This is a genomic window from Variovorax sp. GW823-FHT04F07 (assembly GCF_058795995.1).
Map to the genome: position 1 here is coordinate 33160 of NZ_JBXAIG010000003.1, position 25092 is coordinate 58251.

24 protein-coding genes are annotated in these 25092 nt (G+C 67.8%); 9 read left to right on the plus strand and 15 right to left on the minus strand.

Annotated features, from left to right (window positions below):
• The first annotated feature begins 24 nt into the window (after positions 1–24).
• Positions 25–897, plus strand: a complete 873-nt coding sequence (gene accD, locus AC1RAA_RS15455; RefSeq protein WP_056572057.1) for an acetyl-CoA carboxylase, carboxyltransferase subunit beta — start codon at positions 25–27, stop codon at positions 895–897.
• A gap of 86 nt (positions 898–983) precedes the next feature.
• Here the strand turns inward: accD and AC1RAA_RS15460 are convergent, their stop codons facing one another.
• Complete coding sequence (locus AC1RAA_RS15460; RefSeq protein WP_056572059.1) at positions 984–1544, minus strand: YggT family protein; 561 nt, start codon at positions 1542–1544, stop codon at positions 984–986.
• Between the two features lie 90 nt (positions 1545–1634).
• Here AC1RAA_RS15460 and AC1RAA_RS15465 point away from each other — a divergent pair, with 90 nt between their 5' ends.
• The 5 genes from AC1RAA_RS15465 (at position 1635) to AC1RAA_RS15485 (ending at position 7146) form a co-directional block, all read left to right on the plus strand.
• Positions 1635–2600, plus strand: a complete 966-nt coding sequence (locus AC1RAA_RS15465) for a glycosyltransferase family 2 protein (protein WP_492732048.1) — start codon at positions 1635–1637, stop codon at positions 2598–2600.
• Between the two features lie 28 nt (positions 2601–2628).
• Positions 2629–3252 (plus strand): LON peptidase substrate-binding domain-containing protein, encoded by a 624-nt coding sequence (locus tag AC1RAA_RS15470; protein ID WP_223301401.1) that lies wholly within the window; start codon positions 2629–2631, stop codon positions 3250–3252.
• Between the two features lie 17 nt (positions 3253–3269).
• The gene (locus AC1RAA_RS15475) at positions 3270–4640 is read left to right on the plus strand and encodes a glycosyltransferase family protein (RefSeq protein ID WP_492732046.1); all 1371 of its coding nucleotides are present in this window, start codon (positions 3270–3272) and stop codon (positions 4638–4640) included.
• Between the two features lie 146 nt (positions 4641–4786).
• Positions 4787–6328, plus strand: coding sequence for a lysine--tRNA ligase (gene lysS / locus AC1RAA_RS15480; RefSeq protein ID WP_492732044.1), 1542 nt, complete (start codon positions 4787–4789; stop codon positions 6326–6328).
• A gap of 23 nt (positions 6329–6351) precedes the next feature.
• Positions 6352–7146 (plus strand): class I SAM-dependent methyltransferase, encoded by a 795-nt coding sequence (locus AC1RAA_RS15485; protein ID WP_062475502.1) that lies wholly within the window; start codon positions 6352–6354, stop codon positions 7144–7146.
• Between the two features lie 21 nt (positions 7147–7167).
• On the opposite strand, the gene AC1RAA_RS15490 is transcribed toward AC1RAA_RS15485, so the two are convergent.
• Positions 7168–8502: a glycosyltransferase family protein gene (locus AC1RAA_RS15490; protein WP_307694806.1), complete on the minus strand. Its 1335-nt coding sequence runs from the start codon at positions 8500–8502 to the stop codon at positions 7168–7170.
• A 94-nt stretch (positions 8503–8596) separates the two neighbouring features.
• Between AC1RAA_RS15490 and AC1RAA_RS15495 the strand changes: the two genes are divergently transcribed.
• From AC1RAA_RS15495 to AC1RAA_RS15505, 3 genes are read left to right on the plus strand one after another with little or no spacing between them, the layout of a single operon-like run.
• Positions 8597–9862: an Hsp70 family protein gene (locus AC1RAA_RS15495; protein ID WP_095746459.1), complete on the plus strand. Its 1266-nt coding sequence runs from the start codon at positions 8597–8599 to the stop codon at positions 9860–9862.
• A gap of 7 nt (positions 9863–9869) precedes the next feature.
• Entirely contained in the window at positions 9870–10397 is a 528-nt protein-coding gene (locus AC1RAA_RS15500) for a YgjP-like metallopeptidase domain-containing protein (RefSeq protein WP_062475511.1), read from the plus strand.
• A gap of 19 nt (positions 10398–10416) precedes the next feature.
• Positions 10417–12321 (plus strand): glycosyltransferase family A protein, encoded by a 1905-nt coding sequence (locus AC1RAA_RS15505; protein WP_492732042.1) that lies wholly within the window; start codon positions 10417–10419, stop codon positions 12319–12321.
• Here the strand turns inward: AC1RAA_RS15505 and nagZ are convergent.
• The 13 genes from nagZ to AC1RAA_RS15570 all read right to left on the minus strand — a co-directional run bounded on the left by nagZ (position 12291) and on the right by AC1RAA_RS15570 (position 25083).
• Positions 12291–13388 (minus strand): beta-N-acetylhexosaminidase, encoded by a 1098-nt coding sequence (nagZ, locus tag AC1RAA_RS15510; protein WP_492732040.1) that lies wholly within the window; start codon positions 13386–13388, stop codon positions 12291–12293. The genes AC1RAA_RS15505 and nagZ overlap by 31 nt on opposite strands.
• 39 nt (positions 13389–13427) lie before the next feature.
• On the minus strand, positions 13428–13820 hold the full coding sequence (gene acpS / locus AC1RAA_RS15515) for a holo-ACP synthase (protein ID WP_056572075.1): 393 nt from the start codon (positions 13818–13820) through the stop codon (positions 13428–13430).
• Positions 13817–14590, minus strand: coding sequence for a pyridoxine 5'-phosphate synthase (locus AC1RAA_RS15520; protein ID WP_354342759.1), 774 nt, complete (start codon positions 14588–14590; stop codon positions 13817–13819). The genes acpS and AC1RAA_RS15520 overlap by 4 nt, the downstream gene beginning before the upstream one ends.
• 26 nt (positions 14591–14616) lie before the next feature.
• Entirely contained in the window at positions 14617–15492 is an 876-nt protein-coding gene (locus tag AC1RAA_RS15525) for a DUF7164 domain-containing protein (RefSeq protein WP_095746463.1), read from the minus strand.
• A 44-nt stretch (positions 15493–15536) separates the two neighbouring features.
• A complete protein-coding gene (gene recO, locus AC1RAA_RS15530) occupies positions 15537–16310 on the minus strand; it encodes a DNA repair protein RecO (RefSeq protein WP_492732037.1) in 774 nt (257 codons plus the stop codon).
• A 1-nt stretch (position 16311) separates the two neighbouring features.
• Positions 16312–17277 carry a GTPase Era gene (era, locus tag AC1RAA_RS15535; RefSeq protein WP_139702430.1) on the minus strand — a complete coding sequence of 322 codons (966 nt, stop codon included), beginning with the start codon at positions 17275–17277 and terminating at the stop codon, positions 16312–16314.
• 7 nt (positions 17278–17284) lie between these two features.
• A complete protein-coding gene (rnc, locus tag AC1RAA_RS15540; RefSeq protein ID WP_056572447.1) occupies positions 17285–17971 on the minus strand; it encodes a ribonuclease III in 687 nt (228 codons plus the stop codon).
• 20 nt (positions 17972–17991) lie between these two features.
• Positions 17992–18363, minus strand: coding sequence for a DUF4845 domain-containing protein (locus tag AC1RAA_RS15545; RefSeq protein ID WP_062475531.1), 372 nt, complete (start codon positions 18361–18363; stop codon positions 17992–17994).
• Between the two features lie 41 nt (positions 18364–18404).
• Positions 18405–19370 (minus strand): signal peptidase I, encoded by a 966-nt coding sequence (gene lepB / locus AC1RAA_RS15550; protein ID WP_062475534.1) that lies wholly within the window; start codon positions 19368–19370, stop codon positions 18405–18407.
• 11 nt (positions 19371–19381) lie between these two features.
• Positions 19382–21193, minus strand: a complete 1812-nt coding sequence (gene lepA, locus AC1RAA_RS15555; protein ID WP_070062248.1) for a translation elongation factor 4 — start codon at positions 21191–21193, stop codon at positions 19382–19384.
• 522 nt (positions 21194–21715) lie between these two features.
• The gene (locus AC1RAA_RS15560; RefSeq protein WP_492732035.1) at positions 21716–23194 is read right to left on the minus strand and encodes a DegQ family serine endoprotease; all 1479 of its coding nucleotides are present in this window, start codon (positions 23192–23194) and stop codon (positions 21716–21718) included.
• 108 nt (positions 23195–23302) lie between these two features.
• Positions 23303–24370 carry a MucB/RseB C-terminal domain-containing protein gene (locus AC1RAA_RS15565; RefSeq protein WP_223301400.1) on the minus strand — a complete coding sequence of 356 codons (1068 nt, stop codon included), beginning with the start codon at positions 24368–24370 and terminating at the stop codon, positions 23303–23305.
• A gap of 38 nt (positions 24371–24408) precedes the next feature.
• The gene (locus AC1RAA_RS15570) at positions 24409–25083 is read right to left on the minus strand and encodes a sigma-E factor negative regulatory protein (RefSeq protein ID WP_492732033.1); all 675 of its coding nucleotides are present in this window, start codon (positions 25081–25083) and stop codon (positions 24409–24411) included.
• Between the last annotated feature and the right edge of the window lie 9 nt (positions 25084–25092).

A 25092-nucleotide genomic window follows, 5' to 3' on the forward strand; every position in this document is an offset into this window, starting at 1 on the left:
TCACTGCCCTCACAAGGAGCCCCCATGAGCTGGCTTGAAAAACTGCTACCCGCCAAGATCGCACAAACCGACCCGTCCGAGCGCCGCCAGGTGCCCGAGGGCCTGTGGATCAAATGCCCGGCCTGCGAGACCGTTCTGTACAAGACCGACCTCGAGCACAACCAGAACGTCTGCCCGAGCTGCAGCCACCACCACCGCATCGGCGCCCGCGCGCGCCTGGATGCCTTCCTGGACGCCGAAGGCCGCTACGAAGTCGGCCAGGAAGTGCTGCCGGTCGACGCCCTGAAGTTCAAGGACAGCCGCAAGTACCCCGAGCGCCTGAAAGAAGCCCTGGAGAACACCGGCGAGACCGACGCGCTGGTCGTCATGGGCGGCTCGGTCCACAGCATCAGCGTGGTCGTGGCCTGCTTCGAGTTCGAGTTCATGGGCGGTTCCATGGGCAGCGTGGTCGGCGAGCGCTTCGTGCGCGGCGTCGAGACCGCCATCGAGCAGAAGGTGCCGTTCATCTGCTTCACCGCCACCGGTGGCGCGCGCATGCAGGAAGGCCTGCTCTCGCTGATGCAGATGGCCAAGACCAACGCCGCGCTCACGCGCCTGGCGAAGAAGGGCCTGCCCTACATCAGCGTGCTGACCGATCCGACCATGGGCGGCGTGAGCGCCGGCTTCGCCTTCGTGGGCGATGTGGTGATCGCCGAGCCCAAGGCGCTGATCGGCTTTGCCGGCCCGCGCGTGATCGAGTCGACCGTGCGCGTGACCCTGCCCGAAGGCTTCCAGCGCGCCGAGTTCCTGCAGACCAAGGGCGCGATCGACTTCATCAGCGACCGCCGCGAACTGCGCAAGACCATCGCCAGCACGCTGGCCATGCTGCTGCGCCAGCCGGCCGACGCGGTGCTCTGACCTTCACCGTAGCTCAGGCTTCGGCCTGAACGCCCGCACGCCGAAAGGCGGTGCGGGCGTTTTGCTGTCTGGGGTCCCCCGACGCGTCAGGCGCCGAGCCGGAACGCAAAGACCAGCAGGTTGCCCAGCACGATCGCCACCACCTGCAGCACCACGATGGCGGCCAGCGGCGACAGGTCGACACCGCCGATCAGCGGAATGAAGCGGCGGAACGGCCGCACCAGCGGCTCGGCCAGGCGCGAGATCAGGTCGAGCAGCATCGGCGAAGCGCCGGGAATCCACGACAGCACCGCGTACACCACCAGCAGCGCCGTCAGGCCCGACACCGCCAGCTGCAACAGGCCGACCAGCGACACCAGCGGCAGCGCCGTGATCCGCGCCAGGCTGCCGGCCAGCAGCCACAGCACCAGGAACTTGAGCATCACCAGCAGCCAGGCCGCGATCAGGCTCGCGAGGTCCCAGCGCTTCACCGCGGGCACGATGCGCCGCAGCGGCAGCACGATCCAGTCGGTGATGGCGAACACGAAACGCCCCAGCGGATTGCCGAAGGGCACGCGGTGGTATTGCATGTACAGGCGCAGCAGGCAGGCGCCGCCGAGCAGGCCGACGATCACGTCGAGAAGAAACGAGGGTATCTGGTACAACATGTCGGATGGGCAGGGAGGTGCGCACGCGCGCGACTGCTCCGATTCTGGACCACAAGCCTCGCCCCCGGCCACACCGCCCTACGGAACCCCATGCCTTTGCTCAGCGTCGTGCTCCCCACCTTCAACAGCGGCGAGTTCCTCATCGAGACGCTGCCGTCGCTGCAGGCACAGACCTTCACCGACTTCGAGCTGCTGGTCATGGACGACGCCAGCACCGACGGTACCTGGGAGCGCCTGACCGCCTTCGACGACCCGCGCATCCGGCGGCACCGCAACGCCTGCAACGTCGGCCTGCCGGCCAACATGAACCTCGCGATGGCGATGGCCCGGGGCACCTACCTGGCGCGCGTCGACCACGACGACTGCGCCACGCCGGAGCGCTTCGCCAAGCAGGTCGCGTTCCTGGAAAGCAACCCGTCGGTCACCGTCGTCGGCAGCCAGCTCGAGCACTTCCAGGACCAGGCCGGCGTCACCGGCCTGCCGCTGGACGACGCGACGATCAAGGCCCGCATGGTGGAGGGCTACGACTACCTCGCGAACCAGAGCACGACCGGGCGGCTGGACTTCTACCGCGCCCACGGGCTGCAGTTCGACCCCAACCTCTACGCCGTCGACGACCTCGGGTTCTGGGTCGACTGCATGCTGCACGGCGCGCGCTTCGCGAACCTGCCCGAGCCGCTGACGCGCTACCGCATCCACCCGGGCATGACCTCCCGCACCTTGCCGCGCGACCGGCTCTACGCCTCGAAGGACCGCATCTACCGGCGCCTGCTGCCGCTGGTCTTCCCGCGCCTGCGGGGCCGCGAGTGCGAACAGCTGCTCACGCTCTACCGCAACCCCGGCGACATGCCCCAGACGCTGGCCCACCTGGTCGACCTGCATCGCGCGGCGCACAGCGCCCTGTCCGAGGTCGACACGCGCTGGGGCCAGAGCGCCGGCGAGTGCCAGCAGTCGATCCTGAACCTGCTCAACCACGCGCGCCACGCGTTCCAGATGCAGGGGATACTGCGGCCCGAACACGCGACCGTCCTCAACCTGATCCTTCAACCCAGCTGACCGCGGCGACTGGCCCGGCCCTTTCAACGTGCGCATTCCTCTCTTTCCGCTCGGTACGGTTCTGTTTCCCGGCGGCCTGCTGCCGCTGCGTGTCTTCGAGGTCCGCTACCTCGACATGGTCGGCAAGTGCCGCAAGGCCGGCACCCCGTTCGGCGTCGTCAGCCTGACGAGCGGCGCCGAAGTGCGCAAGGCCGGGGCCGAAGCCGAAAGCTTTGCCGCCGTCGGCACGCTCGCCGACATCCGCACCTTCGACGCGCCGCAAAGCGGCCTGCTGCAGATCGAATGCGTCGGCACGCAGCGCTTTCGCGTGCGCAGCAGCGAGCTGCAGAAGCACGGCCTGTGGATCGCCGAGGTCGACGCCGTCGCCGACGATGTCGACCTCGAGATCCCCGACGACCTGCGCCACACCGCCACCGCGCTGCGCCGCCTGATCGACACCCTCGAAGAGCGCCGCCACGCGCAGGGCGACACCGTGCGCCTGCCGATCGGCGCGCCCTACCGCCTCGACGACTGCGGGTGGGTGGCCAACCGCTGGTGCGAGCTGGTGCCGATGCAGCTGGAACTCAAGCAGCGCCTGATGGAACTCGACAGCCCGTTGATGCGCCTGGAGCTGGTCAGCGACCTGCTGGCGCGCACCGGTATCACCGACTAGACACGGCCCGCTGCGAGATGAGCCCGGCGCCGGTCCGCTTCCACTCGATCCTGCTGCGCGCAGGCGCGGAGGCCTTCGCAGAGAATCACCGCGCCTACTGCGCCCGCTGGGGCTACACGCACCGCCTGCACGCCATCGGCACGCCGCACAACAGCGCGCGCACGCTGCTGGTCTACAAGTACAGCGTGGTGAGCGCCGCGCTGGCCGATGCGCCCGATGACACGCTGCTGGTCTTCGCGGACGACGACGCCGCCTTTCTCGCGCCCCTGCCGGCCCCCGCCGTGATCGGCGACGCGCCCTACTGGATCGCCGAGAACGAGCACCACCACCGCCCCGAAGGCAGCTGCTTCATGCTGCGCGCGGGCCCCGAGGCGACGGACCTGGTGGCCCAAGTGCTCGAACGCCTGCGCACCGCGCCCGACGCAGGCACCGACCGCTGGGCGCACCGGGAGCTCGAAGGCTTGGCGGCCCATCCGCACCACCAGCTCATCGACGGCCGGCACTACCCCAACCTGCTGTTCGCCCGCTTCGGCCACTACCTGCCGGAGGTCTCGGCCTTCGTGCTCTCGTTCAATCCCGCGGTCCACATCGATGTCCAGGACATGCGGGTGCGGGGCCTCTTCGTCGCGCACCTGAACACGGTGCTCGCGCGCGACGGCCAGCTCTACGACGATCTGCCGCCGGCACCCACGGGCCAGCCGGACTACGAAGTGCGCAACCCCGGCCGCCCCGTCGCCTTGCTGACCAGCTACACGCCCAACATCGCCGGCTATGCCACGCTGTCGGAGCGCAACATCGCCGCGTACGCCGACCACCACGGCTACACCCACCACGTCTACCGGGACCTGCCCGCCGAGCTGCGGGGCCGGGTGGCCGGCAACTGGATCAAGCCCCGGCTGCTGCTCAAGCACCTGGCCGAACACGAGCAGGTCGCGTGGGTCGATGCCGACATCCTCATCCACGACCGCGCACGGCCGCTCGCGTCCCTGCTGCGTGGCCGGCCGGTGGCGCTGGCGCGCGACGTGTCGGGCTACGAGTTCAACAGCGGCTTCATGGTCTTCACGAACACGCCGGCCTGCATCGCCTACTTGGAGCGCGTGCAAGCGCTGATCGACGCCGTGCAGGACAAGCGCGGCGTCTACGCCTCGGGCGGTGACCAGGCCTTCTTCGTCGCCGCCTGGGCCGAGGCCGGTGGCGACGCGGCCATGCCGCGTTCCGACGGCGTGTCCTTCAATTCGCACCCCGCGCTGTACGACGGCGACAGCTTCATGCTGCACTACATGGGCTACCCGGATCGTCTGCGCACGCTGGTGATGCAGCACGACGCACAGCAGATCGCGGGCCGCCACGCAGACGCGCCAGACGCCACGACACCGCCGAACGGCTGAAAACGCTGAGGGTAATGCTCCACTTTTGATAGCAACCCTCACAGAACTGACGGGCGCTTCAGGCCGATTCCGCTCAAGGCCGATGGGCTAAAATGCACGGCCCGCGCACCCCCTCCCTCTTCTTGCTGCGCCCCCACACGCCTCCCATGTCCGACGAACAACTGCCCTCCTCTTCTCCCACGGCCACGGCCGACGACAACCAGCTCATCGTCGAACGCCGCGAAAAGCTCAAGCTGCTGCGCACCGCGCAGACCGAAGGCAAGGGGGTCGCGTTCCCGAACGACTTCAAACCCGGCCACCGCGCCGCGGCGCTAGTCGAACAGCATGGCGGCACCGAGCCCGAGGCGCTCGAAGCACAGGCCGTCGCCGTCAGCGTGGCCGGCCGCATGATGCTCAAGCGCGTGATGGGCAAGGCCAGCTTCGCGACCGTGCAGGACGCCACCGGCCGCATCCAGCTGTACGTGACGCGCGACGCCATCGGCGAAGAGGCGTACGCCGACTTCAAGCGCTGGGACCTCGGCGACATCCTCGGTGCCGAAGGCACGCTCATGAAGACCAAGACCGGCGAGCTGTCGATCAAGGTCAGCCGCCTGCGCCTGCTCACCAAGAGCCTGCGCCCGCTGCCCGACAAGTTCCACGGCATGGCCGACCAGGAGCAGAAGTACCGTCAGCGCTATGTCGACCTGATCACCGACGAGTCGGCCCGCGTGCGCTTCACCGCGCGCAGCAAGGCCGTGAGCGCGCTGCGCGAGTTCATGGTGGCCAACGACTTCCTCGAAGTCGAGACGCCCATGCTGCACCCGATCCCGGGCGGTGCGAACGCCAAGCCCTTCAAGACGCACCACAACGCGCTCGACCAGGAGATGTTCCTGCGCATCGCGCCCGAGCTGTACCTCAAGCGCCTGATCGTCGGCGGCTTCGAGCGCGTGTTCGAGATCAACCGGAGCTACCGCAACGAGGGCATCTCGGTGCGGCACAACCCCGAGTTCACGATGATGGAGTTCTACGCGGCCTACTGGAACTACCGCGACCTGATGGACTTCACCGAGACACTGATCCGCACCATCGCCGACAAGGCCGTGGGCACGCAGCAGCTCACCTACGGCGGCAAGGCCGTCGACCTCACGCAGCCCTTCGAGCGCCTGACGATCCGCGAAGCGATCCTCAAGCACACCGATGCCGGTGATGGCGTGGACGACACCGCCTGGCTCATCAACGCCCTGCGCAAGCTCGGCCTGAGCGAAGAAAAGGACAAGCTCTCGCAGCGCAGCCTCGCCGGCCTGCAGGTGATGTACTTCGAGGAGACCGTGGAAGAGAAGCTCTGGCAGCCGACCTTCATCATGGAGCACCCGACCGAGATCTCGCCGCTGGCACGCGCCAACGACGAGCGCCCCGAGGTCACCGAGCGCTTCGAGCTGTACATCACGGGCCGCGAGTTCGGCAACGGCTTCAGCGAGCTGAACGACGCCGAAGACCAGGCCGCGCGCTTCAACGCGCAGGTGGCCGCCAAGGACAGCGGCGACGACGAAGCCATGTTCTACGACCACGACTTCGTGCGCGCCCTCGAATACGGCATGCCGCCCACCGGCGGCTGCGGTATCGGCATCGACCGCCTGATGATGCTGCTGACCGATTCGCCGAGCATCCGCGACGTGATCCTGTTCCCGGCGCTGCGCCGGGAAGGCTGACCCACCCGACGGGGACGCTGTCCGTGACCGACTTTCTCTGGCAAGACCGCGACAAGAAGGAATACGTCTACCCGTTCAACCCCAGGCCCGAGTGCCTGGACATGATCCAGCGTCCTCCCACGGTCGCCCTCGACATCGGTTGCGGCTCCGGTGGCGTGGGCCACGAACTGCGCCGGCGCCACCCCGGCTGCGAACTCTGGGGCTGCGAGTTCAACGCCTCGGCGGCGCAGGTGGCGCGCGAACATTTCGACAAGGTCGTCGAGCAGGACGTGGAAACCGTCGACTTCGCCGCGATGGGCCTCACGCGCCCCTTCGACCTCGTGTGCCTGTTCGACGTGCTCGAGCACCTCGTCAATCCGTGGCAGCTGCTCAGCGGCCTGAAGCGCATCGTCGCGCCGGATGCGCAGATATTGGTCAGCCTGCCGAATGCGTCCAACCTGCCGATGCTGTACGACGCCATGCGCGGGCATTGGCGCTACACCCATTGGGGCCTGCTCGACTTCACGCACCTGCGCTTCTTCACGGACTTCGACGCGCGCAAGATGTTCTACCAGACGGGCTTTCGCGTGATCGACCACCGGCTCGACTACCTCGGCGAAGGCCGCGGCATCTACGAGCGCCACCAGGCAGAGCCCTTCCCTCTGGTGCTGACGCTGGGCGGGCTCTCCCTGCAGGTCGCATCGGCCGACGACCTGGCGCGGCTGTGCGCCGACCGCAACCTCTACCTGCTCAGCCCGCACCACGGCGACTTCCGCGACGACAGCGAGCGCGAGATGGCGTCGAACAGCTACCCCACGACCTACACCTTCGGCGGCTGAAGCGCGGCGCGTGCCGCCCGCTCAGCCCAGGCGCTTGGAGCGCGCGTCGACGTCCGCCATGTACACCGACCGGTAGGGCTCCCCGAGCCCCACGAAGTGCACCAGCAGGCTGTCGTCGCCCGCCAGGTGTGGCGGCGTGTTGATGCTCAGCAGGTCGGTCACGACCGCATCGCCGATCAGGCCGTGTTCGCCCAGCACCACGTTCGTGTAGTACTGGTCGCCCTGGCTGGCGTACACGGTCGACTTGTCGTCGACGCCGGTGATGCGCTCCCACAGCTGCGTGAGCAGTTCGAGGTTGCGCTCGGTGTGGCGGAACCCCATCACGCCCGAGTTGACGTCCCACGCGCCGATGTCCTTGGCGAACAGCAGGTCGCGGCCTTCGAGCAGCGGCTCGATGCGTTGGGTCTGGTTGACGAACAGCGTGTCGGCGTCGATCCACACCACCCACTGGTGCTGCGCGAGATGCCGCTTCACGAGCCAGCTCTTCACCCAGGCGCCGCTGATCGACGGATCGAGCTCGCCCGGGATCGCGCGGTAGACGTGGTAGCCGTACCCGTGCCGCTCGCAGTAGCGCCGCACGTTGTGCTCCGACACGCGCGCATAGTCATTGATGTGGTGCGTGTAGAGCGTGACGAAGGCGATGGGCGCCTGCGGGTTGACGCATGAATAGGCGTCTTCCGAGATCGCCGGGTAGGCCGGCGGTGGCAGCACGGGCTCGCCGTCGATCAGCGCCGCGTTCACCCGGCGCACCAGCAGGCGCTGCAGGTTCGCGTCGTGCAGCAGCTCTTCCACCACCCGGCCCTCGGCATCCAGCTCCACCAGGGGCGCCAGGTGCACCACGAAGATGCGGGCGGTGAACCAGTTCGCGATGCGCCACGAGACGTTCACGTAGCAGTCGCCGATGAGCCCGTTGCACGACAGCATGCCGGCCGGCTGCAGCAGCGCCGCGGCGTCGAGGCGGGGCGTGACGCGCGCCACCACCTGGCTGGCCGCCCGGATGAGCGCATGCAGCAGCGCGCGGTTGGCCGCCGTGTTGCGCAGGATCATCAGGTTGACGAGCGGCAGGCCCTTGGGCCCGTCCACCACGAGCAGGTCGCGGCCTTCCAGGAGCGTGTCGACGGCCACCGGGTGGAACACCACCGAATCGCCGTCGAGAAAGAGCAGCCAGTCGCCTTCGTCGAGCCCGCGCAGGCGGCGCAGCATCTCGGCGTACTTGGCGCAGTCGCGCAGCGCGGGATGCCCGGCACGCTCGCTCTCCACCCAGGCATGGGGGTAGCCGAAACGGCGGCAGTAGTGGCCGTGGTTGCGCAGCACCGGCTCGTCGAGCCGGTCGAAGAAGGTCAGGCACAGCGGCATCGACGGCGTCCGGGTGGGGTGGTCATTGGGGCGCAGTCTATCGCGCGCTCCGGCCGACCCTCTACACTCTTGGGCCCTCCGATTTCCTGCTTGAATGAATCCCCTACGCACCCCGGCCATCGGCATCGATTTCGGCACTTCGAATTCCGCGGTTTCCTTTGCCTCCCCCGGCGAGGCCGCGCGCCTGCTGCCCATCGAGGGCAGCGCCACCACGCTGCCGACCGCCCTCTTCTTCAACGCCGAGGACCGCAGCACGCACTTCGGCCGCGACGCCATCGCGCTGTACCTGTCCGGCGTCGAAGGCCGGCTCATGCGCTCGCTCAAGAGCCTGCTCGGCAGCCCGCTGATGCAGGAGAAAACCGCCGTCTACGACGGACTGGTCAGCTTCGAGGACATCATCGCGCGCTTTTTGCACGAACTGGTGACGCGCGCCGAACGCGAGCTGGGCCAGCGCCCCGAGCGCGTGGTCATCGGCCGCCCGGTGCACTTCGTCGACGACGACGCCAAGCGCGACCAGCGCGCCGAGGAAAGCATGCGCCACGCCGCGCGCGCCGCCGGCCTGCGCGACGTGTCCTTCCAGTACGAGCCCATTGCGGCGGCCTTCGACTACGAGCAGCGCGTCACGCGCGAGTCGCTGATCCTGATCGTCGACATCGGCGGCGGCACCTCCGACTTCACCGTGGTGCGCCTGGGCCCCGAGCGCATGGCGCGCGCCGACCGCGCCGACGACGTGCTGGCCACCAGCGGCGTGCACATCGGCGGCACCGACTTCGACCAGCGCCTGAACCTGGAGCGCGTGATGCCGCTGCTCGGGCTGCGCCACCTCGGCCCGAGCGGGCGCGAGGTGCCCAGCAAGGTGTTCTTCGAGTTGTCGTCCTGGCACCTGATCAACTGGCTCTACGCCCCGAAGGCCGTGCGCCAGGCGCGCGAGCTGCGCACCAGCTACAGCGACCGCCAGCTGCACGACCGCCTGATGACGGTGCTCGAGGAGCGCCACGGCCACCGCATCGCCAGCGAGGTCGAGCAGGCCAAGATCAACGGCTCGGTCAGCGACGCCGAGGTGCAGATCGACCTGTCGTGCATCGAGGCGGGGCTGGCCTCGGCGCTGACGCCGACCGACATGGCGCAGCAGCTCGCGGCACCGCTGGAGAACGTGGTGGCCTGCGCCCACGCCTGCGTGAAACGCGCCGGCCTGCGCAGCGGCGACCTCGACGCCATCTACCTCACCGGCGGCTCGTCGGCCCTGCGCCCGTTCCAGCGGGCGCTGCGCGCGAGCTTCGCCGGCGTGCCGCTGATCGAGGGCGACCTGCTCGGCGGCGTGGCGGCCGGGCTCGCCTATTCGGCACGCACGGCGGGGTGAGCCACCGATGAAGTACCTGTCCGCGTACCCGCCCGCGCTGCTGGCGCAGGTGAGCGAGCTGATGGCCGCCGACAAGCTCGGCGCCTTGCTGCGCGGACGCTACGCCGGCCTGCACGACATCCGCACCGACCGCGCGCTGTACGACTACGCCTGCGAGCTCAAGGGCGAGTACATGCGCAAGGCCGAGCCGCTGGCCAAGGCCGTGTTCGACAACAAGCTGCACGTGGTGCGCCATGCGCTGGGCACCCACACCACCATCGCGCGCGTGCAGGGCAGCAAGCTCAAGACCAAGCGCGAGATCCGCGTGGCCAGCCTGTTCAAGACCGTGCCGCTCGAATGGCTGCGCATGATCGTCGTGCACGAGCTGGCCCACACGCGCGAGAAGAACCACGACAAGCCCTTCTACGCGCTGTGCACGCACATGGAGCCCGAGTACCACCGCTTCGAGTTCGAGTTGCGCCTGTACCTGACGCACCTGGAGGCGGGCGGTGCGCCTCTGTGGCCCGCGGCGGTGGGCGCGCCGGCCGCGGACTGACCCGGTACAGTCGTCGCCCATGACCCTGCCACGGCTGCACTTCACGTCCCTGTCCGAAGACGCGGTCTGCGGCGACATCGTGCGGACCTACCGCCTGGCGGCCGAGCGGCTGGGCTACCCGACGAGCTACACGCCGGCGAACATCGATCCCGGCGCGATCAACATCCTGTTCTTCTTCTGGAACTTCCCCTGGAAGAGCCTCGAGCCGTTCCACCCGAATTGCATCGTCGTCAACTTCGAGCCGATGGTCGAAGGCACGCATGCCTGGAACGACCGCTACCTCGACCTGCTCCCGCGCTGCTACCTGTGGGAGTACAGCAAGACCAACTTCCATCGCCACCGCGAGCTCGGCTACCAGAACGCCGACTACGTGCCGCTGGGCTGGGAGCCCGACGCGGCCCGCATCCTGCCGTTGTCGGAAGTCCTGCCCGAGGAGGAGCGCGACATCGACGTCTGCTTCTTCGGTTCGTTCACGCAGCGCCGGATCGACGTGCTCGAGGCGCTGATGGCGCGCGGCCTGCGCGTCGAGATGACGCGCGGCGGGTTCTGGACCCAGGCCGAGCGCGAAGACCGCATGCGCCGCGCCAAGGTCATGCTGAACCTGCACAACTGGGAAGCGTCCCGCGTGGTCGAGACGCCGCGGCTGTCGATCCTGCTGCGCCATCGCAAGGCCGTGGTCTGCGAGCTCTACCCCGACAGCGAGATCGACCCCGCCTTCCGCGATGCGGTGGTGGGCGTGCCCTACGACCAGCTGGTCGACACCGTGGTCGCGCTGGTCGCGGATGCGCCGCGCCGCGCGCAGCTCGAACGCGACGGGCTCGGCACGCTCGAGCGGGCCTTCGCGCCGCCGGACATCGGCCCCGCGCTCGAACGCTACTTCGCCTGGCGCGCCCAGCAGCCCGACCGCGTGCCACCCGTGGCGATGCCGCGTGTGACGGTCTGCCTCACCGTCAGCGTGGTACCCGACGGCAGCCGTGACGACTGGCTGCAGGACCTGCGCGACTGGGCCGCACAGGCCGATGTGGCGCTGGAGCTGGTCGTGGTGGCGGCGGGTCTGCCTGCGTCAGCTGAAAGCGAGGCGCGCGCCATCGCCCCCGACCTGCGCTGGATCGCGCTGCCCGTGCCCTGCGACCGCGCCACCTTGCGCAACCTCGCGCTCGCGCAGGCCACCGGCGATCACGTCGTCTTCGCCGATACGGGCGACCGCGCCCTGCCCGGTCGCCTGCAGCGGCAGGCCGCGCTGCTCGCCGCCTGCCCGGACCTGGACATCGTCGGCTGCTGGAGCGAAACGGCGGCCGGGCCGCTGAAGTACGCCCAGCGGCACGACGAGATCGTGGCCGAAGCGCTGGGCCCCGAGCCGCTGCGGCTGTCGGCCTGCCTGGTGCGCCGCCGCTTCCTGGAACGCACCGGCGTGCGCCACGACCCCGAGTTCGCTGTCCATGATGCGCTGCAGATGCTGTGCCGCTGCATCGTGGCCGGTGCGCGCTTCGCGGTCATTCCCGAGCTGCTGCACCGCGCGGCACCGGTCGCGCCGCCGACTGACCTGGCGTACGCCGCTTCGCTCGCCATGCGGGCGCGGCGCGCGGTGCTGCGTCACTTGTTGCCGCGCAGCCGTGTGGAAGACATCGACCTCATCGCCCAGCTCTACGCGCACCTGTGGCCGCCGCAGCGCGACTTTGCCGAACAGTTGCTGCGCACCGTGGCGCAGGCCTGCGCGGCGCTTGCGCCCGTCGGCACGCCGCGGATCGACGCTGAAATGCTGACGCGCGCGCTGCGCACCGAAACCCTGCGGCTGCTGCAGGTGTTCTTCCAGGCCGGCCTGGCCGACAAGCCCTGGCTGGAATCGCTGTTCGAGACGCCCGAGGTGGCCGCCTTGCTCGGCCCCGCGGCGAATCAGTTGCCGGTACGGCCCTTCCGCGACTGAGCGCCGGCCAGCAGGCGCTGCGCCTGCGCGTAGCGCGACGAGGCCGTGAGCGCCTGCCAACCCAGCGCTTCGTCGCCCGGCAGCAGCGACCGGCGCCGCGCTTCGCTGGCCGCATCGCCCTGCCAGCGCCCGTCGGCCGCCGCGGCGGTGAAGCCGTCGAGCATCTCGTCCAGCGGCCGGCCTTCGCCGATGCTCTGGTTGCACAGCAGCGCCAGGTCGCAACCCGCTGCAAGGGCCGCCAGCACGCCGTCGGTGTAACTCAGCAATTGGCCATCGATGTAGCGCCCGGCTTCCATGCTCAGGTCGTCGCTGAACACCACGCCGTCGAACGCAAAGCGCTGGCGCAGGATGTCCTTCAGCCATTTCTCGGAGAAACCCGCCGGCCGCTTGTCGACCTTCGGGTAGATCACATGCGCGGGCATCACGGCCGCGAGCGTGCCGCCCAGCCAGTCGTAGGGTCGTGCGTCGTCGGCCAGGATGGCTTTCAGGCTACGCCGGTCGACCGGAATTTCGACGTGCGAATCGGCCTGGACGAAGCCATGCCCCGGAAAGTGCTTGCCGCAGTTGCGCATGCCCATCTGCAGCATGCCGTGCATCACGCTCTTGGCGAGCAGCGCGACCACGCGCGGGTCGCGGTGGAAGCTGCGGTCGCCGATCACGCTGCTGCCGCCGTAGTCCAGATCGAGCACCGGCGCGAAGCTGAAGTCGACGCCGCAGGCGCGCAGTTCGCCGGCCAGCACCTGCCCGGCCGCAGTGGCGACCTGCGTAGCGCGCAGGGCATCGTGCATCCACAGCTCGCCCAGGCTGCGCATCGAGGGCAGCCGCGTGAAGCCGTCGGTGCGAAAGCGCTGCACGCGGCCGCCTTCGTGGTCGACGCAGATCAGCAGGTCGGGCCGAATCGCCTTGATCTCGGCGTTCAGCGCGGTCATCTGCGCGCGGTCCTGCCAGTTGCGGGTGAAGTGGATCACGCCGCCCACATGCGGGTTGGCGAGGCGCCGGCGGTCGGCGGCGGTGAGTTCGGTGCCGGCCACATCGATGAGGAGCGGCGCGTGGGTCAGTTCGGTCATGTCGGTCGGTCGATCAGTCGGCGTGGCGCCGGGGGTCGTTCAGGCCTTTTCCACCACCACGAAGCTGGCGGCGTACTCGGTTTCGTCGGTAACGGTCACGTGTGCCGTCAGGCCCTGCGCCTCGAACCAGTCTTTGAGTTCGCCGTGCAGGACGATCACCGGCTTGCCGCTGCGCAGGTTGGCGATCTCGCACAGGCGCCAGCTCATCGGCATGCGCATGCCCAGGCCGATGGCCTTGCTGAAGGCTTCCTTGGCGGAAAAACGCGTGGCGAGGTAGCTCAGGCCGCGCTTGGGCCAACGCGCAGCGCGGGCCTGCCAGATGGCGAACTCGGCGTCGCTCAGCACCCGGCGGGCGAAGCGTTCGCCCTGGCGCTCGAAGGTGGCCGCGATGCGGCGCACATCGCAGATGTCGGTCCCGATGCCGTAGATCATGCGGCGTCGGCGATGCAGCGCAGGTAGTCGCGCGTGGTCGCGGCGTACCCGAGTTCGAGCGCATCGGCGACGAAGGCATGGCCGATCGACACCTCGTGCACGCCGCGCACCGCGCGCAGGAACGGCGTGAGGTTGTCGCGGCTCAGGTCGTGGCCAGCATTGACGCCCAGTCCCGCCGCATGGGCGGCCTGCGCCGCGGCCACGTAGCGCGCGAGCACGGCGGCTTCCTGCGGCGTGCCGCGCGAGGCGGCGTAGCCTTCGGTGTAGAGCTCGACGCGGTCGGCGCCCACGGCCTTGACCGCGGCCATCATCTCGGGGATCGGGTCCATGAACAGGCTCACGCGCACGCCCAGCGCCTTGGCTTCGGCGATCAGCGGGCGCAGGCGCTCGGCGTCTTCCGGGAAGCTCCAGCCGTGGTCGCTGGTCGACTGGGTTTCGCTGTCGGGCACGAAGGTGGCCTGGTGCGGCTTGAGCTCGCGCACGAAGTCCATCAGGTTGTGGAAGGGGTTGCCTTCGATGTTGAACTCGATGCCCGGCCAGTCCTTGGCGAGCAGTTCCGACAGGTCGCTCACGTCGTGCGCGCGGATGTGGCGCGCGTCGGGGCGCGGGTGCACGGTGATGCCTTGCGCGCCTGCGGCCAGGCAGGCCTGGGCGGCGCCCACCACGCTGGGGATGCCGAGGTGGCGCGTGTTGCGCACCAAGGCCACCTTGTTGAGGTTGACCGACAGGGCCGTGGTGGTGCGAGGGAGGGAGGACGAGGTATCGCTCATGGACGCAATCGCTTTCTTCTCTTCGTTCATGCGCCGCCCGCGCCGGCCCGAAGGTCGTCGGTGGGGGTGACGGCAAGCCAGTGACAGTAGCCGCCGAGCGTCGTCCTGTCGATGTCGCCGGGCGCCATGTGGTCGTAGGCGCCGGCACGGAAATGATGCTTGGACCAGTACTGGTCGGTGTGCCAGCCGTGGATGTGCAGCACGTCGCCGCCCAGCCTGCGGTCGGTGTACGGCAGGTGGTCGAGCAGGCCCAGCGAGCAGCGCTGGGGGTAGGTGCGCCGCAGCGCCAGCTCGCCGGCGTACATGGTGAGCACGTTCTTGCACCAGCCGGGCCACTCGCCCTGGAAGTCGCGAAACTCTTCGTCGAGCAGCTTGTGGCAGTAGTCGAGTTGGGCTTGCACGAAGTTGCCCACGAACTCGGTCGGCCCGAGCACCGAGGCGCCCACGTTGTGCAGCCCCGAATGCGGAAAGCCCCAGCGCGCGCTGCACTCGGACAGCTTGCGGCGCACCTCTTCCTGGTACGCATAGGCGCCGAAGCCGAAGCACAGGCCGGTCGGCTCGAAGCTGGCCAGCGCCGGCGTGACGAAGGTGTCGCAGTCGGTCTTGAGGATCGCGTCGTAGTTGCGGCACACGGCGAGCACCGCCGGGTCGCACAGGTTCGCGATCGAATTGATGTAGCCGTAGCCCGCCCATTCGGCGTGCTGGTCGGCGTAGGGCAGGCCCGGAATCACGACGATGCGGTCGTCGGCGGGCAGCTGCGCGATGACGTTCGGGTGGCACACCGCGATCAGCTCGCCGCCGCGCGCGAAGACGCCGGAGACGATCATGCTCCGGTACAGCCAGTGGAACTCGTCGACGATTTCTTTCTTGTCGTCGACGTAGACGAGGACACCCAGACGCATGGCTTCGGTTCTCAGGTTGGCGTTTCGATCGATCGTGCGCCGGGCTAGAGCGCTTGCAGGTCTCTCATCATTTGCCGCGTGCGCAGCGTGGTCACGCCGCAATGGTAGTTGAGCAAGGCCCGCAGCTGGTTGCGCAGGGCACTGTTGCTGCCGGCGCTCATCGTCGCGACCTCGCGCAGGGTGGCGGTGAACGGGGTGCGGTCGTCGAGCACGCTCTGCAGCACCTGCCAGTCGGCGCCGGGCAGCGCGGCCTCGTCCTTGGCCGCCTGGCGCAGGCCGGCTTCGGGCACGAGGGTGTAGCGCGTGCGGGCCGCCAGCGGCTCCAGGGTGAGCGTCTGCACGTCGAGCGAGGGCAGCAGGCCGACCGAACGCAGCAGCAGCAGCTCGAAGGCACGCAGCGCGGCGGCCTGCGTCGCGGCCTGGGCGCCCGCGTGGTCGCCGGCCAGCACCTGCACCACGCCGGCGTAGGCGTCGAACAGCGCCTCGTGCGCGTCGTCGCGCGCCAGCAGGCGCAGCAGGAGTTCGTTGACGTAGTAGCCCGAGAGCAGCGCCTCGCCGGTCGGCATGACGTGGCCGCCCATCCATTCAGCGCCTTTCAGCGTGCGGATCTCGGCGTCGCCGCCGTAGTTGAGCTGCAGCGGCTGCAGCGGCAGCAGCACGGGACGGAAATTGGAACTCGGCCGCTTCGCCCCCTTGGCCACGAGCGCGATGCGCCCATGGTGGCGGGTGAAGACCTCGAGGATCAGGCTCGACTCGCTCCAGTCGTAGCGATGGAGCACGTAAGCCGGTTCATGCGAAACGCGATGAGCGGCAGCCACTTCATTCGTAGCCGAAGGAGCGCACGCGCGCCTCGTCGTCGGCCCAGCCCGAGCGCACCTTCACCCACAGCTCGAGGAACACCTTGGCGTCGGCCAGCTTCTCGAGCTCGACGCGGGTTTCCATGCCGATGCGCTTGATGCGCTCGCCCTTGTCGCCGATCACCATGGCCTTGTGGCCGTCGCGCTCGACCACGATGGTGGCGGCAATGCGCAGCAGGCGCTTCTGGCCCTTCTTCTGGGGCGGCTCTTCCTCGAACTTGTCGATGATGACGGTCGAGGTGTAGGGCAGCTCGTCGCCCGTGAGACGGAAGAGCTTTTCGCGCACCAGTTCGCCGGCGAGGAATTTCTCGCTGCGGTCGGTGAGCTCGTCTTCGTCGTAGAACCAGGGCTGCTCGGGCAGGTATTTCTCGCAGATGCCGAACAGGCGCTCGACGTCCTTCGAGTTCTTGGCCGACATCGGCACGAACTCCGCGAAGCTGTGCTTGGCCTGCATCGTCTGCAGCCACGGCGCGATGTCGCCGCGGCGGTGCACGTTGTCCAGCTTGTTGGCCAGCAGCACCGTGGGGATGCCCTTGCCCAGCAGCTTGAGCACGCGCTCGTCGGCCGGCGTGAAGCTGCCGGCCTCGACCACGAACAGGATCAGGTCGACGTCGCCGACCGCGCCCTGCACGGTCTTGTTGAGCGACTTGTTGAGCGCATTGGCATGCAGGGTCTGGAAACCCGGCGTGTCGACGAACACGAACTGCGTGGCGCCCAGCGTGCGCATGCCGGTGATGCGATGGCGCGTGGTCTGCGCCTTGCGCGAGGTGATGCTGATCTTCTGGCCGACGAGCGCATTGAGCAGCGTCGACTTGCCCACATTGGGCTTGCCGACGATGGCGATCAGGCCGCAGTGCTGCGGCCCGGTGGCAGGCGTGTCGCCTGCGGTGTCTTCGGGTCCCGCTGCGGGATTGGTTACATCGTTCATTCTGATTTCACGCGGCGCCGCGTGCCTTGAGCCGGATCAACATGGCGGCCGCGGCAGCTTGCTCGCCGGCGCGGCGCGAGCCGCCGATGCCGCGCTCGCGAAGGCCCAGCTCGGGCACCTCGCACTCGACATCGAAGGTCTGCTTGTGCGCTGCACCCAGCGTCGCTGCCACGCGGTACACCGGCAGCTTCATTTTGTGGCCCTGCAGCCATTCCTGCAATTCGGTCTTCGGGTCTTTCGCGGCGGCTTCCATGCGCGGATTGATCTCGACCGCCTCGTAGAGCCGGTGCACCAGCGCCTGCGCGGCGGCGAAGCCGGCGTCCAGGTAGACCGCGCCGATCAGCGCCTCGAGCGCGTCGGCCAGGATGGAAGGCCGGTTCGGGCCGCCCGAGCGGGCTTCGCCTTCGCCCAGGCGCAGCAGCGGCGACAGCGCCAGCCCCAGCGCGAGCCGGTGCAACGTGTCCTGCTTGACCAAGTTGGCCCGCACGCGCGACAGGTCGCCCTCGGGCAGTTCCGAGAGACGGATGTACAGCAGGTGCGAGACGGCCAGGTTCAGCACCGAGTCGCCGAGAAACTCGAGGCGCTCGTTGTGGTCGGCCGAGAAACTGCGGTGCGTGAGCGCGAGCTGGAGCAGGCGCGGGTCCGAGAACGTGTACTGAAGGCGCGCCTGCAGCGCGACGAGGCTGCCGTCCACCTTCTTGTTCGACACCGCGGTCAGCGGGACGCGCCCTTGTATTTGAGCGTCAGGTAGGCCGGCCCGAACAGGGGGATCTCGCGCTCGTACGCATACGACACGACGACCTTGTCGCCCACCTTCTTGATCTCGAGGTCCCGGCCGCTGACCGACTTGAAGTCGTCGATGGCCTGGGCGCGGTCGAAGATCGCGCGGATCTCGGGCACCGTGGCGCCTTCCTTGGCCTTGTTGGCGGCCTTGTCGATCGCCTGCCATTCGATCAGCGTCGGAATGACCTGCGCGACGACAACGCCCACGCAGCCCAGCACCGCCGCGACGAACACCAGGCCGATGAACGAGATGCCGCGCTGGTGCGCGGCACTGCCACGGACGGACCGACTGTTGGTTCTCATGCCCTCTTACCCCTCGAACAGTAACGTTGACTGTTGATTAATTATTGAAACGGACCGATGCGACCGAGATCGCCGAAGTTCATCCAGACGAAGAAGGCCCTGCCCACGATGTTCTTGTCCGGTACGAATCCCCAGAAACGGGAATCGGCCGAATTATCGCGGTTGTCGCCCATCATGAAGTAGTTGCCTTCGGGCACTTTGCACACCACGCCCTCGACCGAGTAGCGGCAGTTCTCGCGGAACGGGAAGTCGCTGGCACCCGGCACGAAGGCGGGGGCGTTCTCGTCGTTGAGGATCTTGTGCTGCTTGCCGCCCAGGTCTTCGTCGAATTGCTTCAGGATGCGCATCGACTCGCCATCGAGGTAGTCGGCGATCGGGGCCTTGCCCACCGGCTGGCCGTTGATCGTGAGCTTCTTGTTCAGGTAGGCCACCTCGTCGCCCGGGATGCCGACCACGCGCTTGATGTAGTCCATGCTGGGCTTGGGCGGGTAGCGGAACACCACCACGTCGCCGCGCGCCAGCGGCGTGCCGTCGGTGAGCTTGGTGTTGACGACCGGCAGGCGCAGGCCGTAGGTGAACTTGTTGACCAGGATCAGGTCGCCGGTCAGCAGCGTGGGCATCATCGAGCCCGAGGGAATCTTGAAGGGCTCGTACAGGAACGAGCGCAGCAAGAACACCACCAGGATCACGGGGAACAGGCCCGCCGTCCAGTCGAGCCACCAGGGCTGCATCAGCAGGCGCTCGCTGGCCTTGGCGTCGGTGGTGTCGACCTGGGTGATGCCCTGCCCCGCCAGCCGCGTGTTGCGTTCGGCGATGGAGCTCTCGAGCGTGGCGGCGGCGCGTTCGCGCTGCGGCAGGAAGTAGAAGCGCTCGGCCAGCCAGTAGACCCCGGTGACCACCGTGGCCACGAACAGCAGCAGCGCGAAGTTGCCTTCGAGCGCGCCGAAATACCAGGCGCCGACGTAGCTGGCGAACGCCGCGAGAACCAGGGTGGTGAGGTATGCCATGTTCGTGGTGATCAGTCTTCGACTTGCAGAATCGCGAGGAAGGCCTCTTGCGGGACTTCGACGGAGCCGATCTGCTTCATTCTTTTCTTGCCCGCTTTCTGCTTCTCGAGCAGCTTCTTCTTGCGGGAGATGTCGCCGCCGTAGCACTTGGCGAGCACGTTCTTGCGAAGCGCCTTGATTGTCTCACGCGCAATGATCGTGACCCCGATGGCCGCCTGGATCGCCACGTCGTACATCTGGCGCGAAATGATCTCGCGCATCTTCGAGACCACGGCACGGCCGCGGTACTGCGACTGGCTGCGGTGCACGATGATCGACAGCGCATCGACCTTGTCGCCGTTGAGCAGGATGTCGACCTTCACCACGTCGGAGGCGCGGTACTCCTTGAACTCGTAGTCCATGGAGGCGTAGCCGCGGCTCACCGACTTCAGCTTGTCGAAGAAGTCGAGCACGATTTCGCCCAGCGGCATCTCGTAGGTCAGCATGACCTGGCGGCCGTGGTAGGCCATGTTCAGCTGCACGCCGCGCTTCTGGTTGGCCAGCGTCATGACGGAGCCGACGTATTCCTGCGGCATGTACAGGTGCACGGTGACGATGGGCTCACGGATCTCCGCCATCTTGCCGACGTCGGGCATCTTGGACGGGTTCTCGACCATGATCACTTCGCCGTCGTTGCGCACCACCTGGTAGACCACGCTCGGCGCGGTCGTGATCAGGTCCTGGTCGAACTCGCGCTCCAGACGCTCCTGCACGATCTCCATGTGCAGCAGGCCCAGGAAGCCGCAGCGGAAGCCGAAGCCCAGCGCCTGGCTCACTTCGGGTTCGTAGCGCAGCGACGAATCGTTGAGCTTGAGCTTCTCGAGCGCGTCGCGCAGCGAGTCGTACTCGCTGGCTTCGGTCGGGTACAGGCCCGCGAACACCTGCGGCTGGATCTCCTTGAAGCCGGGCAGCGCCTCGGTGGCCGTGGCGGCGGCGCCACCGGTGCCGGGCCGGATCAGCGTGACCGTGTCGCCGACCTTGGCCGCCTGCAGTTCCTTGATGCCCGCGATGATGTAGCCCACCTCGCCGGCTTCGAGCGACGCGCGCGCTTCGTTGGCGGGCGTGAAAACGCCGATGCTGTCGGCGTTGTACATCGCACCCGACGCCATCATCTTGATGCGCTCGCCCTTCACAAGGCGACCGTCGACCACGCGCACCAGCATCACGACGCCGACGTACGGGTCGAACCAGCTGTCGATGATCATCGCGCGCAGCGGACCGTCGGGATTGCCGCGCGGTGCGGGCATGCGCGCGACGATGGTCTCGAGGATGTCGTCGATGCCGACACCGGTTTTTGCGGAGCACGGAATCGCGTCGGTCGCGTCGATGCCGATCACGTCTTCGATTTCAGTGCGCGCGTTGTCGAGGTCTGCGTTCGGCAGATCGATCTTGTTGAGCACCGGGATCACTTCGACGCCGAGGTCGAGCGCGGTGTAGCAGTTGGCCACCGTCTGCGCTTCGACGCCTTGCGATGCATCGACAACGAGCAATGCGCCTTCGCATGCGGACAGCGAGCGGCTCACTTCGTACGAGAAGTCGACGTGGCCCGGCGTGTCGATCAGATTGAGGTTGTAGACCTGTCCATCGCGTGCCTTGTAGTGCAGCGCGGCGGTCTGCGCCTTGATGGTTATCCCACGCTCTTTTTCGATGTCCATCGAGTCGAGCACCTGCGCTTCCATCTCGCGTTCCGCGAGGCCACCGCAACGTTGGATCAAACGGTCTGCGAGCGTCGACTTGCCATGATCGATGTGCGCAATGATCGAAAAATTTCTGATGTGATTCATCAACGGGAACGCTTAAGTACTTGAATTGGCTCGGGCGCCGAGGGGCGGGGCCAAGAAAAAAGGGCGCGTCTTCTGGAGACGCGCCCTGAACCAACAAGCAATGGCAACTGCAGTAGTTGGAACTTCATTGTAGGCAAAAAGGGAAGCACGTACATCCGGGAACAGGGTCCAAAGGGCTCGTTGCAGGTCCACAACATCAAAGATACTCACAACTTATCAACAGGATCGGTGGAGCAGTAGCTGAACAACTTGTGGGCGATCTGTGGAGCACCGGTGGACGGCTGTGTGACATCTCGCATCGTGAAGGCCATCGCCCTCTTTATGCGCTGACTGGCCGCCAGGAGCTGTCTATTCTACCGAAATTCGTCCTTAGCCCTTTTATAAGTTAGTGAACGCAAACAAATCTTGTCGTTTTCGAGGCCCCGGATTTTTTTAGAGGCCGGCGCCGAAGCGTCGTAAACACCTCGAAAAAATGGCCCCAAACCCGACTGCCGGGTGGGGCCACTTGACGCCGCCGCCGTATCAGCGTGCGGGTCGGATCAGGGCGTACTGCGCCCAGTCGCCCCGGCGGTAGAGCACGCTGAGCGACTTGGCCTTGTCCGCCTTGGTGACCGCCGCCTCGAATTCGCGGGCATTCGCCACCTCGAGATTGCCCACCGCGAGGATGACGTCACCCTCACGCAGGCCGGCCCGTGCCGCGGCGTCGTTGGCGGCATCGACCTTCACGCCGCCCTTCAGCTTGAGCTCTTTCTTCTGCGCATCGCTGAGGTCGCTGACCGCGAGGCCGAGCGACTTGAGGGCCGCGGAAGCAGACGGCTTCGCAGCCGGCTCATCGCGGTCGGTTGCGCGCTTGGCGGGCTTGTCGGGCTCGATCTCGGCGATGGTCACGCTGAGGTCGCGCGAGCTGCCACGGCGGAACACGGTCAACGTGCTCTTGGTGCCCGGCTTGGTGTTGCCCACAAGGCGCGGCAGGTCGCTCGGCTTTTCGATCGCCTTGCCGTCGAACTTGGTGATGACGTCGCCCGGCTCCACACCGGCCTTCTCGCCCGGCGACCCGGCTTCGACGCCGCGCACCAGCGCGCCCTGCGCCTTGCCCAGGCCGATGGCTTCGGCCACGTCCTTGGTGACCTGGTCGATCTGCACGCCGATGCGCCCGCGCGAGACGCGCCCCGAGGTGCGCAGCTGCTCGCTGACGCGGATCGCCTCGTCGATCGGGATCGAGAACGAGATGCCCATGAAGCCGCCCGAACGCGAATAGATCTGGCTGTTGATGCCCACCACTTCGCCGCGCATGTTGATCAGCGGGCCGCCCGAGTTGCCGGGGTTGATGGCCACGTCGGTCTGGATGAACGGCAGGTACTCGCCCGTGTCGCGCTGCTTGGCGCTCACGATGCCGGCCGTGACAGTGTTCTCCAGGCCGAAGGGCGAGCCGATCGCCATCACCCACTCGCCGACACGCAGCTTGGAGATGTCACCCACCTTCACCGCGGGCAGGCCCGTGGCTTCGATCTTCACCACGGCCACGTCGGTGCGCTTGTCGGCACCGATGATCTTGGCCTTGAACTCGCGCTTGTCGGGCAGCGTGACCAGCACCTCGGAGGCGTCTTCCACCACGTGCGCATTGGTCATGACGTAGCCGTCGCCCGTCAGGATGAAGCCCGAGCCCACGCCGCGCGGACGCTCTTCTTCCTGCTGCGGACGGTTCGGACGCGGCCCCTGGCGCGGCGTGCCCGGCAGCGGCTGGCCGAAGAAGCGGCGGAAGAACTCCTGCATCTCCTCGTCCATCTCGCCGTTGCCGCCGCCGCGCTGCGCGACCTTCTCGACGGTGCGGATGTTGACCACGGACGGACCGACCTGGTCGACCAGGTCGGTGAAGTCGGGCAGTGTGCGCGTCTGCGCATGCACCGACTCGACCGGCAGAAAAGTGGCGCCGGCCGTCAGTGCAAGCGCAAAGGCCAGCAGACCGGAACGAAGCTTGTGTCCCTCGACTTTGAACATCATCGGTTGTCTTTCAAAAAGAACAGAGCTGCAAATAACGACAGAGGCTATGAGTACCCGGCGCCGGCTTGGTTCAGCCCGAACGCCTGCACGGCGTCAGCCCATCGCCCGTCAGCGCGTGCGCGCGAGGCTCTGGGCAAAGGCATTGAGCGTTTGCTGCGGCACCTCGCCGACCGCGGTCAGCCACCAGTCGCTGGCCGGCGCGGGCAGTCGCCGGCGGATCGCGTTGGTGGCACCGATGGTCAGCACGCCATCGCCTGGCGTGCGCGCGGGGTCGTAGCGTTCGATGAAGAGCGAGACCGTCGCCAGGCCGTCGGAGAAGGTCCACTGGACGGTGGTTGCCTCGGGCTTGGGCGGCTTGCCGTCGCCGGCGGGCAGCGCGGGGCGTCGGAAGAAGCTTCGGGGCTTGAATCCGGCCACGGGTGTGCGCAGCATCCAGCCTTCGTCCTGCGCCGTGCTGCGCTCGAGTTCGAGCTTCTCGATGCGGTAGCCGCTCGTGTTGGCCATCATCTGCGCCAGTGCCTGCGCCTTCACGGGCGCATCGAGCTGCAGCTCGGAGAACGCCGACTGCTCGACCACGCGGGTGTCGCTGTCGACGGTCTGGAGCTTCACCACGAGGCCGGAGCGGCGTTCGCTCCAGATGCGGTAGCCGAAGCGCAGGCCGTCGCGCGGCACCAGCTGCACCACGTCGGCATCGAAGCCCGCGACGCGGTCCTTGCCGATGGCGCGCACGTCGTAGTAGTCGCCCACCGACGAATCGGGCTTGTCGGGCAGGTTGGGGAAGAGGTCGAGGTTCTCGCGCTTCTCGACCTTCACGACCTTTGCCTCGGGCAGAAAGGTCATCACGTTGCGGTTGCGCCGAAAGGTCGAGCGCGGCGGGCCCGACAACGCTTCGATGCGCTCCAGCTGGTGATCGCCGTCGCGCACATGCCAGATGCGCGCGCTCGACAGGTCCCCGCCCGGGGCCGACACCACGAAAGTGCCCACGTAGCTGCGCTGCCGCGCGCCCGCATGCATGCGCTGCAGCCACTCGGTCACGCCCATGGCCGGCGGTTCGTCGGTCTGCGCCGAGGGCACGCTCTTCGTGTTCGCCGCGCCGTAGCGGGTCTGCGCGGTGGCCATCTGCCCCAGGCAAAGAACAGCAAACGCGAGCACCAGGGTGCGTGCGGAAATCGGCATGTGAACAACGGTCATTGCAGGCGGCGACGGTCGCGCAATCAGCGCGTGGGGCCCTCGAAGGTGGCGTTGCGCAGGAAACCGGACGGCATTTGCGATGCACCACCGGCCTGCTGGTGGGCTTCGAGCAGCTGGTCAAGGCGCGGATCGCGCAGCATGACCTGCGGATTGCCATTGCCGACCAGCACGCGGGTCGGCGTCAGAGCGCCGCTGCCGGGCGCCGCGCTGCCACCGGCTGCGGCCGCCAGCACCGAGTTCGCCACGGGCGGCTGCACCGCGGCCAACTGGGCACCGCCGTTCGGCACCGCGGCACCATTGCCGACCAGCGTCCAGCTGATGGCCGCCACGGCCATCAGCGACGCAGCGCCGGCCACCAGCTTCCAGCGGAACACCGGCTCGTTGGCCGCCTCGGCGCGTTGCCGCACAGGCATCGCGGCCGGCACGGCGGCGAGCGGTGCCACGGCCGCAGGAGGAGCGATCACGACCGGCTCTTGCGCCAGCCGCTGCTGGAAACGCGCCAGGAAGGCCGAGGTGTCGCTGCAGCGCGAATGCGCCGACGAGCGCAGCACGTCGCCCACCACGTGGTACGCGTGCCAGGCGTCGCGCGAGTCTTCCTCGGCGCAGACGGATTCGATCGCACGCGCGAACGCCTCGCCCTGCAAATGGCCGTCCGCCAGCGCGGACACCTGTTCCCGAACCGTCATCGTCTGATTCATGTCATTCAC

Coding starts and splice junctions, on each gene's coding strand:
- accD (WP_056572057.1), top strand. CDS start 25: ATGAGCTGGCTTGAAAAACTGCTACCCGCCAAGATCGCACAAACCGAC.
- AC1RAA_RS15460 (WP_056572059.1), bottom strand. CDS start 1,544: ATGTTGTACCAGATACCCTCGTTTCTTCTCGACGTGATCGTCGGCCTG.
- AC1RAA_RS15465 (WP_492732048.1), top strand. CDS start 1,635: ATGCCTTTGCTCAGCGTCGTGCTCCCCACCTTCAACAGCGGCGAGTTC.
- AC1RAA_RS15475 (WP_492732046.1), top strand. CDS start 3,270: ATGAGCCCGGCGCCGGTCCGCTTCCACTCGATCCTGCTGCGCGCAGGC.
- lysS (WP_492732044.1), top strand. CDS start 4,787: ATGTCCGACGAACAACTGCCCTCCTCTTCTCCCACGGCCACGGCCGAC.
- AC1RAA_RS15490 (WP_307694806.1), bottom strand. CDS start 8,502: ATGCCGCTGTGCCTGACCTTCTTCGACCGGCTCGACGAGCCGGTGCTG.
- AC1RAA_RS15495 (WP_095746459.1), top strand. CDS start 8,597: ATGAATCCCCTACGCACCCCGGCCATCGGCATCGATTTCGGCACTTCG.
- AC1RAA_RS15500 (WP_062475511.1), top strand. CDS start 9,870: ATGAAGTACCTGTCCGCGTACCCGCCCGCGCTGCTGGCGCAGGTGAGC.
- AC1RAA_RS15505 (WP_492732042.1), top strand. CDS start 10,417: ATGACCCTGCCACGGCTGCACTTCACGTCCCTGTCCGAAGACGCGGTC.
- nagZ (WP_492732040.1), bottom strand. CDS start 13,388: ATGACCGAACTGACCCACGCGCCGCTCCTCATCGATGTGGCCGGCACC.
- acpS (WP_056572075.1), bottom strand. CDS start 13,820: ATGATCTACGGCATCGGGACCGACATCTGCGATGTGCGCCGCATCGCG.
- AC1RAA_RS15520 (WP_354342759.1), bottom strand. CDS start 14,590: ATGAGCGATACCTCGTCCTCCCTCCCTCGCACCACCACGGCCCTGTCG.
- AC1RAA_RS15525 (WP_095746463.1), bottom strand. CDS start 15,492: ATGCGTCTGGGTGTCCTCGTCTACGTCGACGACAAGAAAGAAATCGTC.
- era (WP_139702430.1), bottom strand. CDS start 17,277: ATGAACGATGTAACCAATCCCGCAGCGGGACCCGAAGACACCGCAGGC.
- AC1RAA_RS15545 (WP_062475531.1), bottom strand. CDS start 18,363: ATGAGAACCAACAGTCGGTCCGTCCGTGGCAGTGCCGCGCACCAGCGC.
- lepB (WP_062475534.1), bottom strand. CDS start 19,370: ATGGCATACCTCACCACCCTGGTTCTCGCGGCGTTCGCCAGCTACGTC.
- lepA (WP_070062248.1), bottom strand. CDS start 21,193: ATGAATCACATCAGAAATTTTTCGATCATTGCGCACATCGATCATGGC.
- AC1RAA_RS15560 (WP_492732035.1), bottom strand. CDS start 23,194: ATGATGTTCAAAGTCGAGGGACACAAGCTTCGTTCCGGTCTGCTGGCC.
- AC1RAA_RS15565 (WP_223301400.1), bottom strand. CDS start 24,370: ATGCCGATTTCCGCACGCACCCTGGTGCTCGCGTTTGCTGTTCTTTGC.
- AC1RAA_RS15570 (WP_492732033.1), bottom strand. CDS start 25,083: ATGAATCAGACGATGACGGTTCGGGAACAGGTGTCCGCGCTGGCGGAC.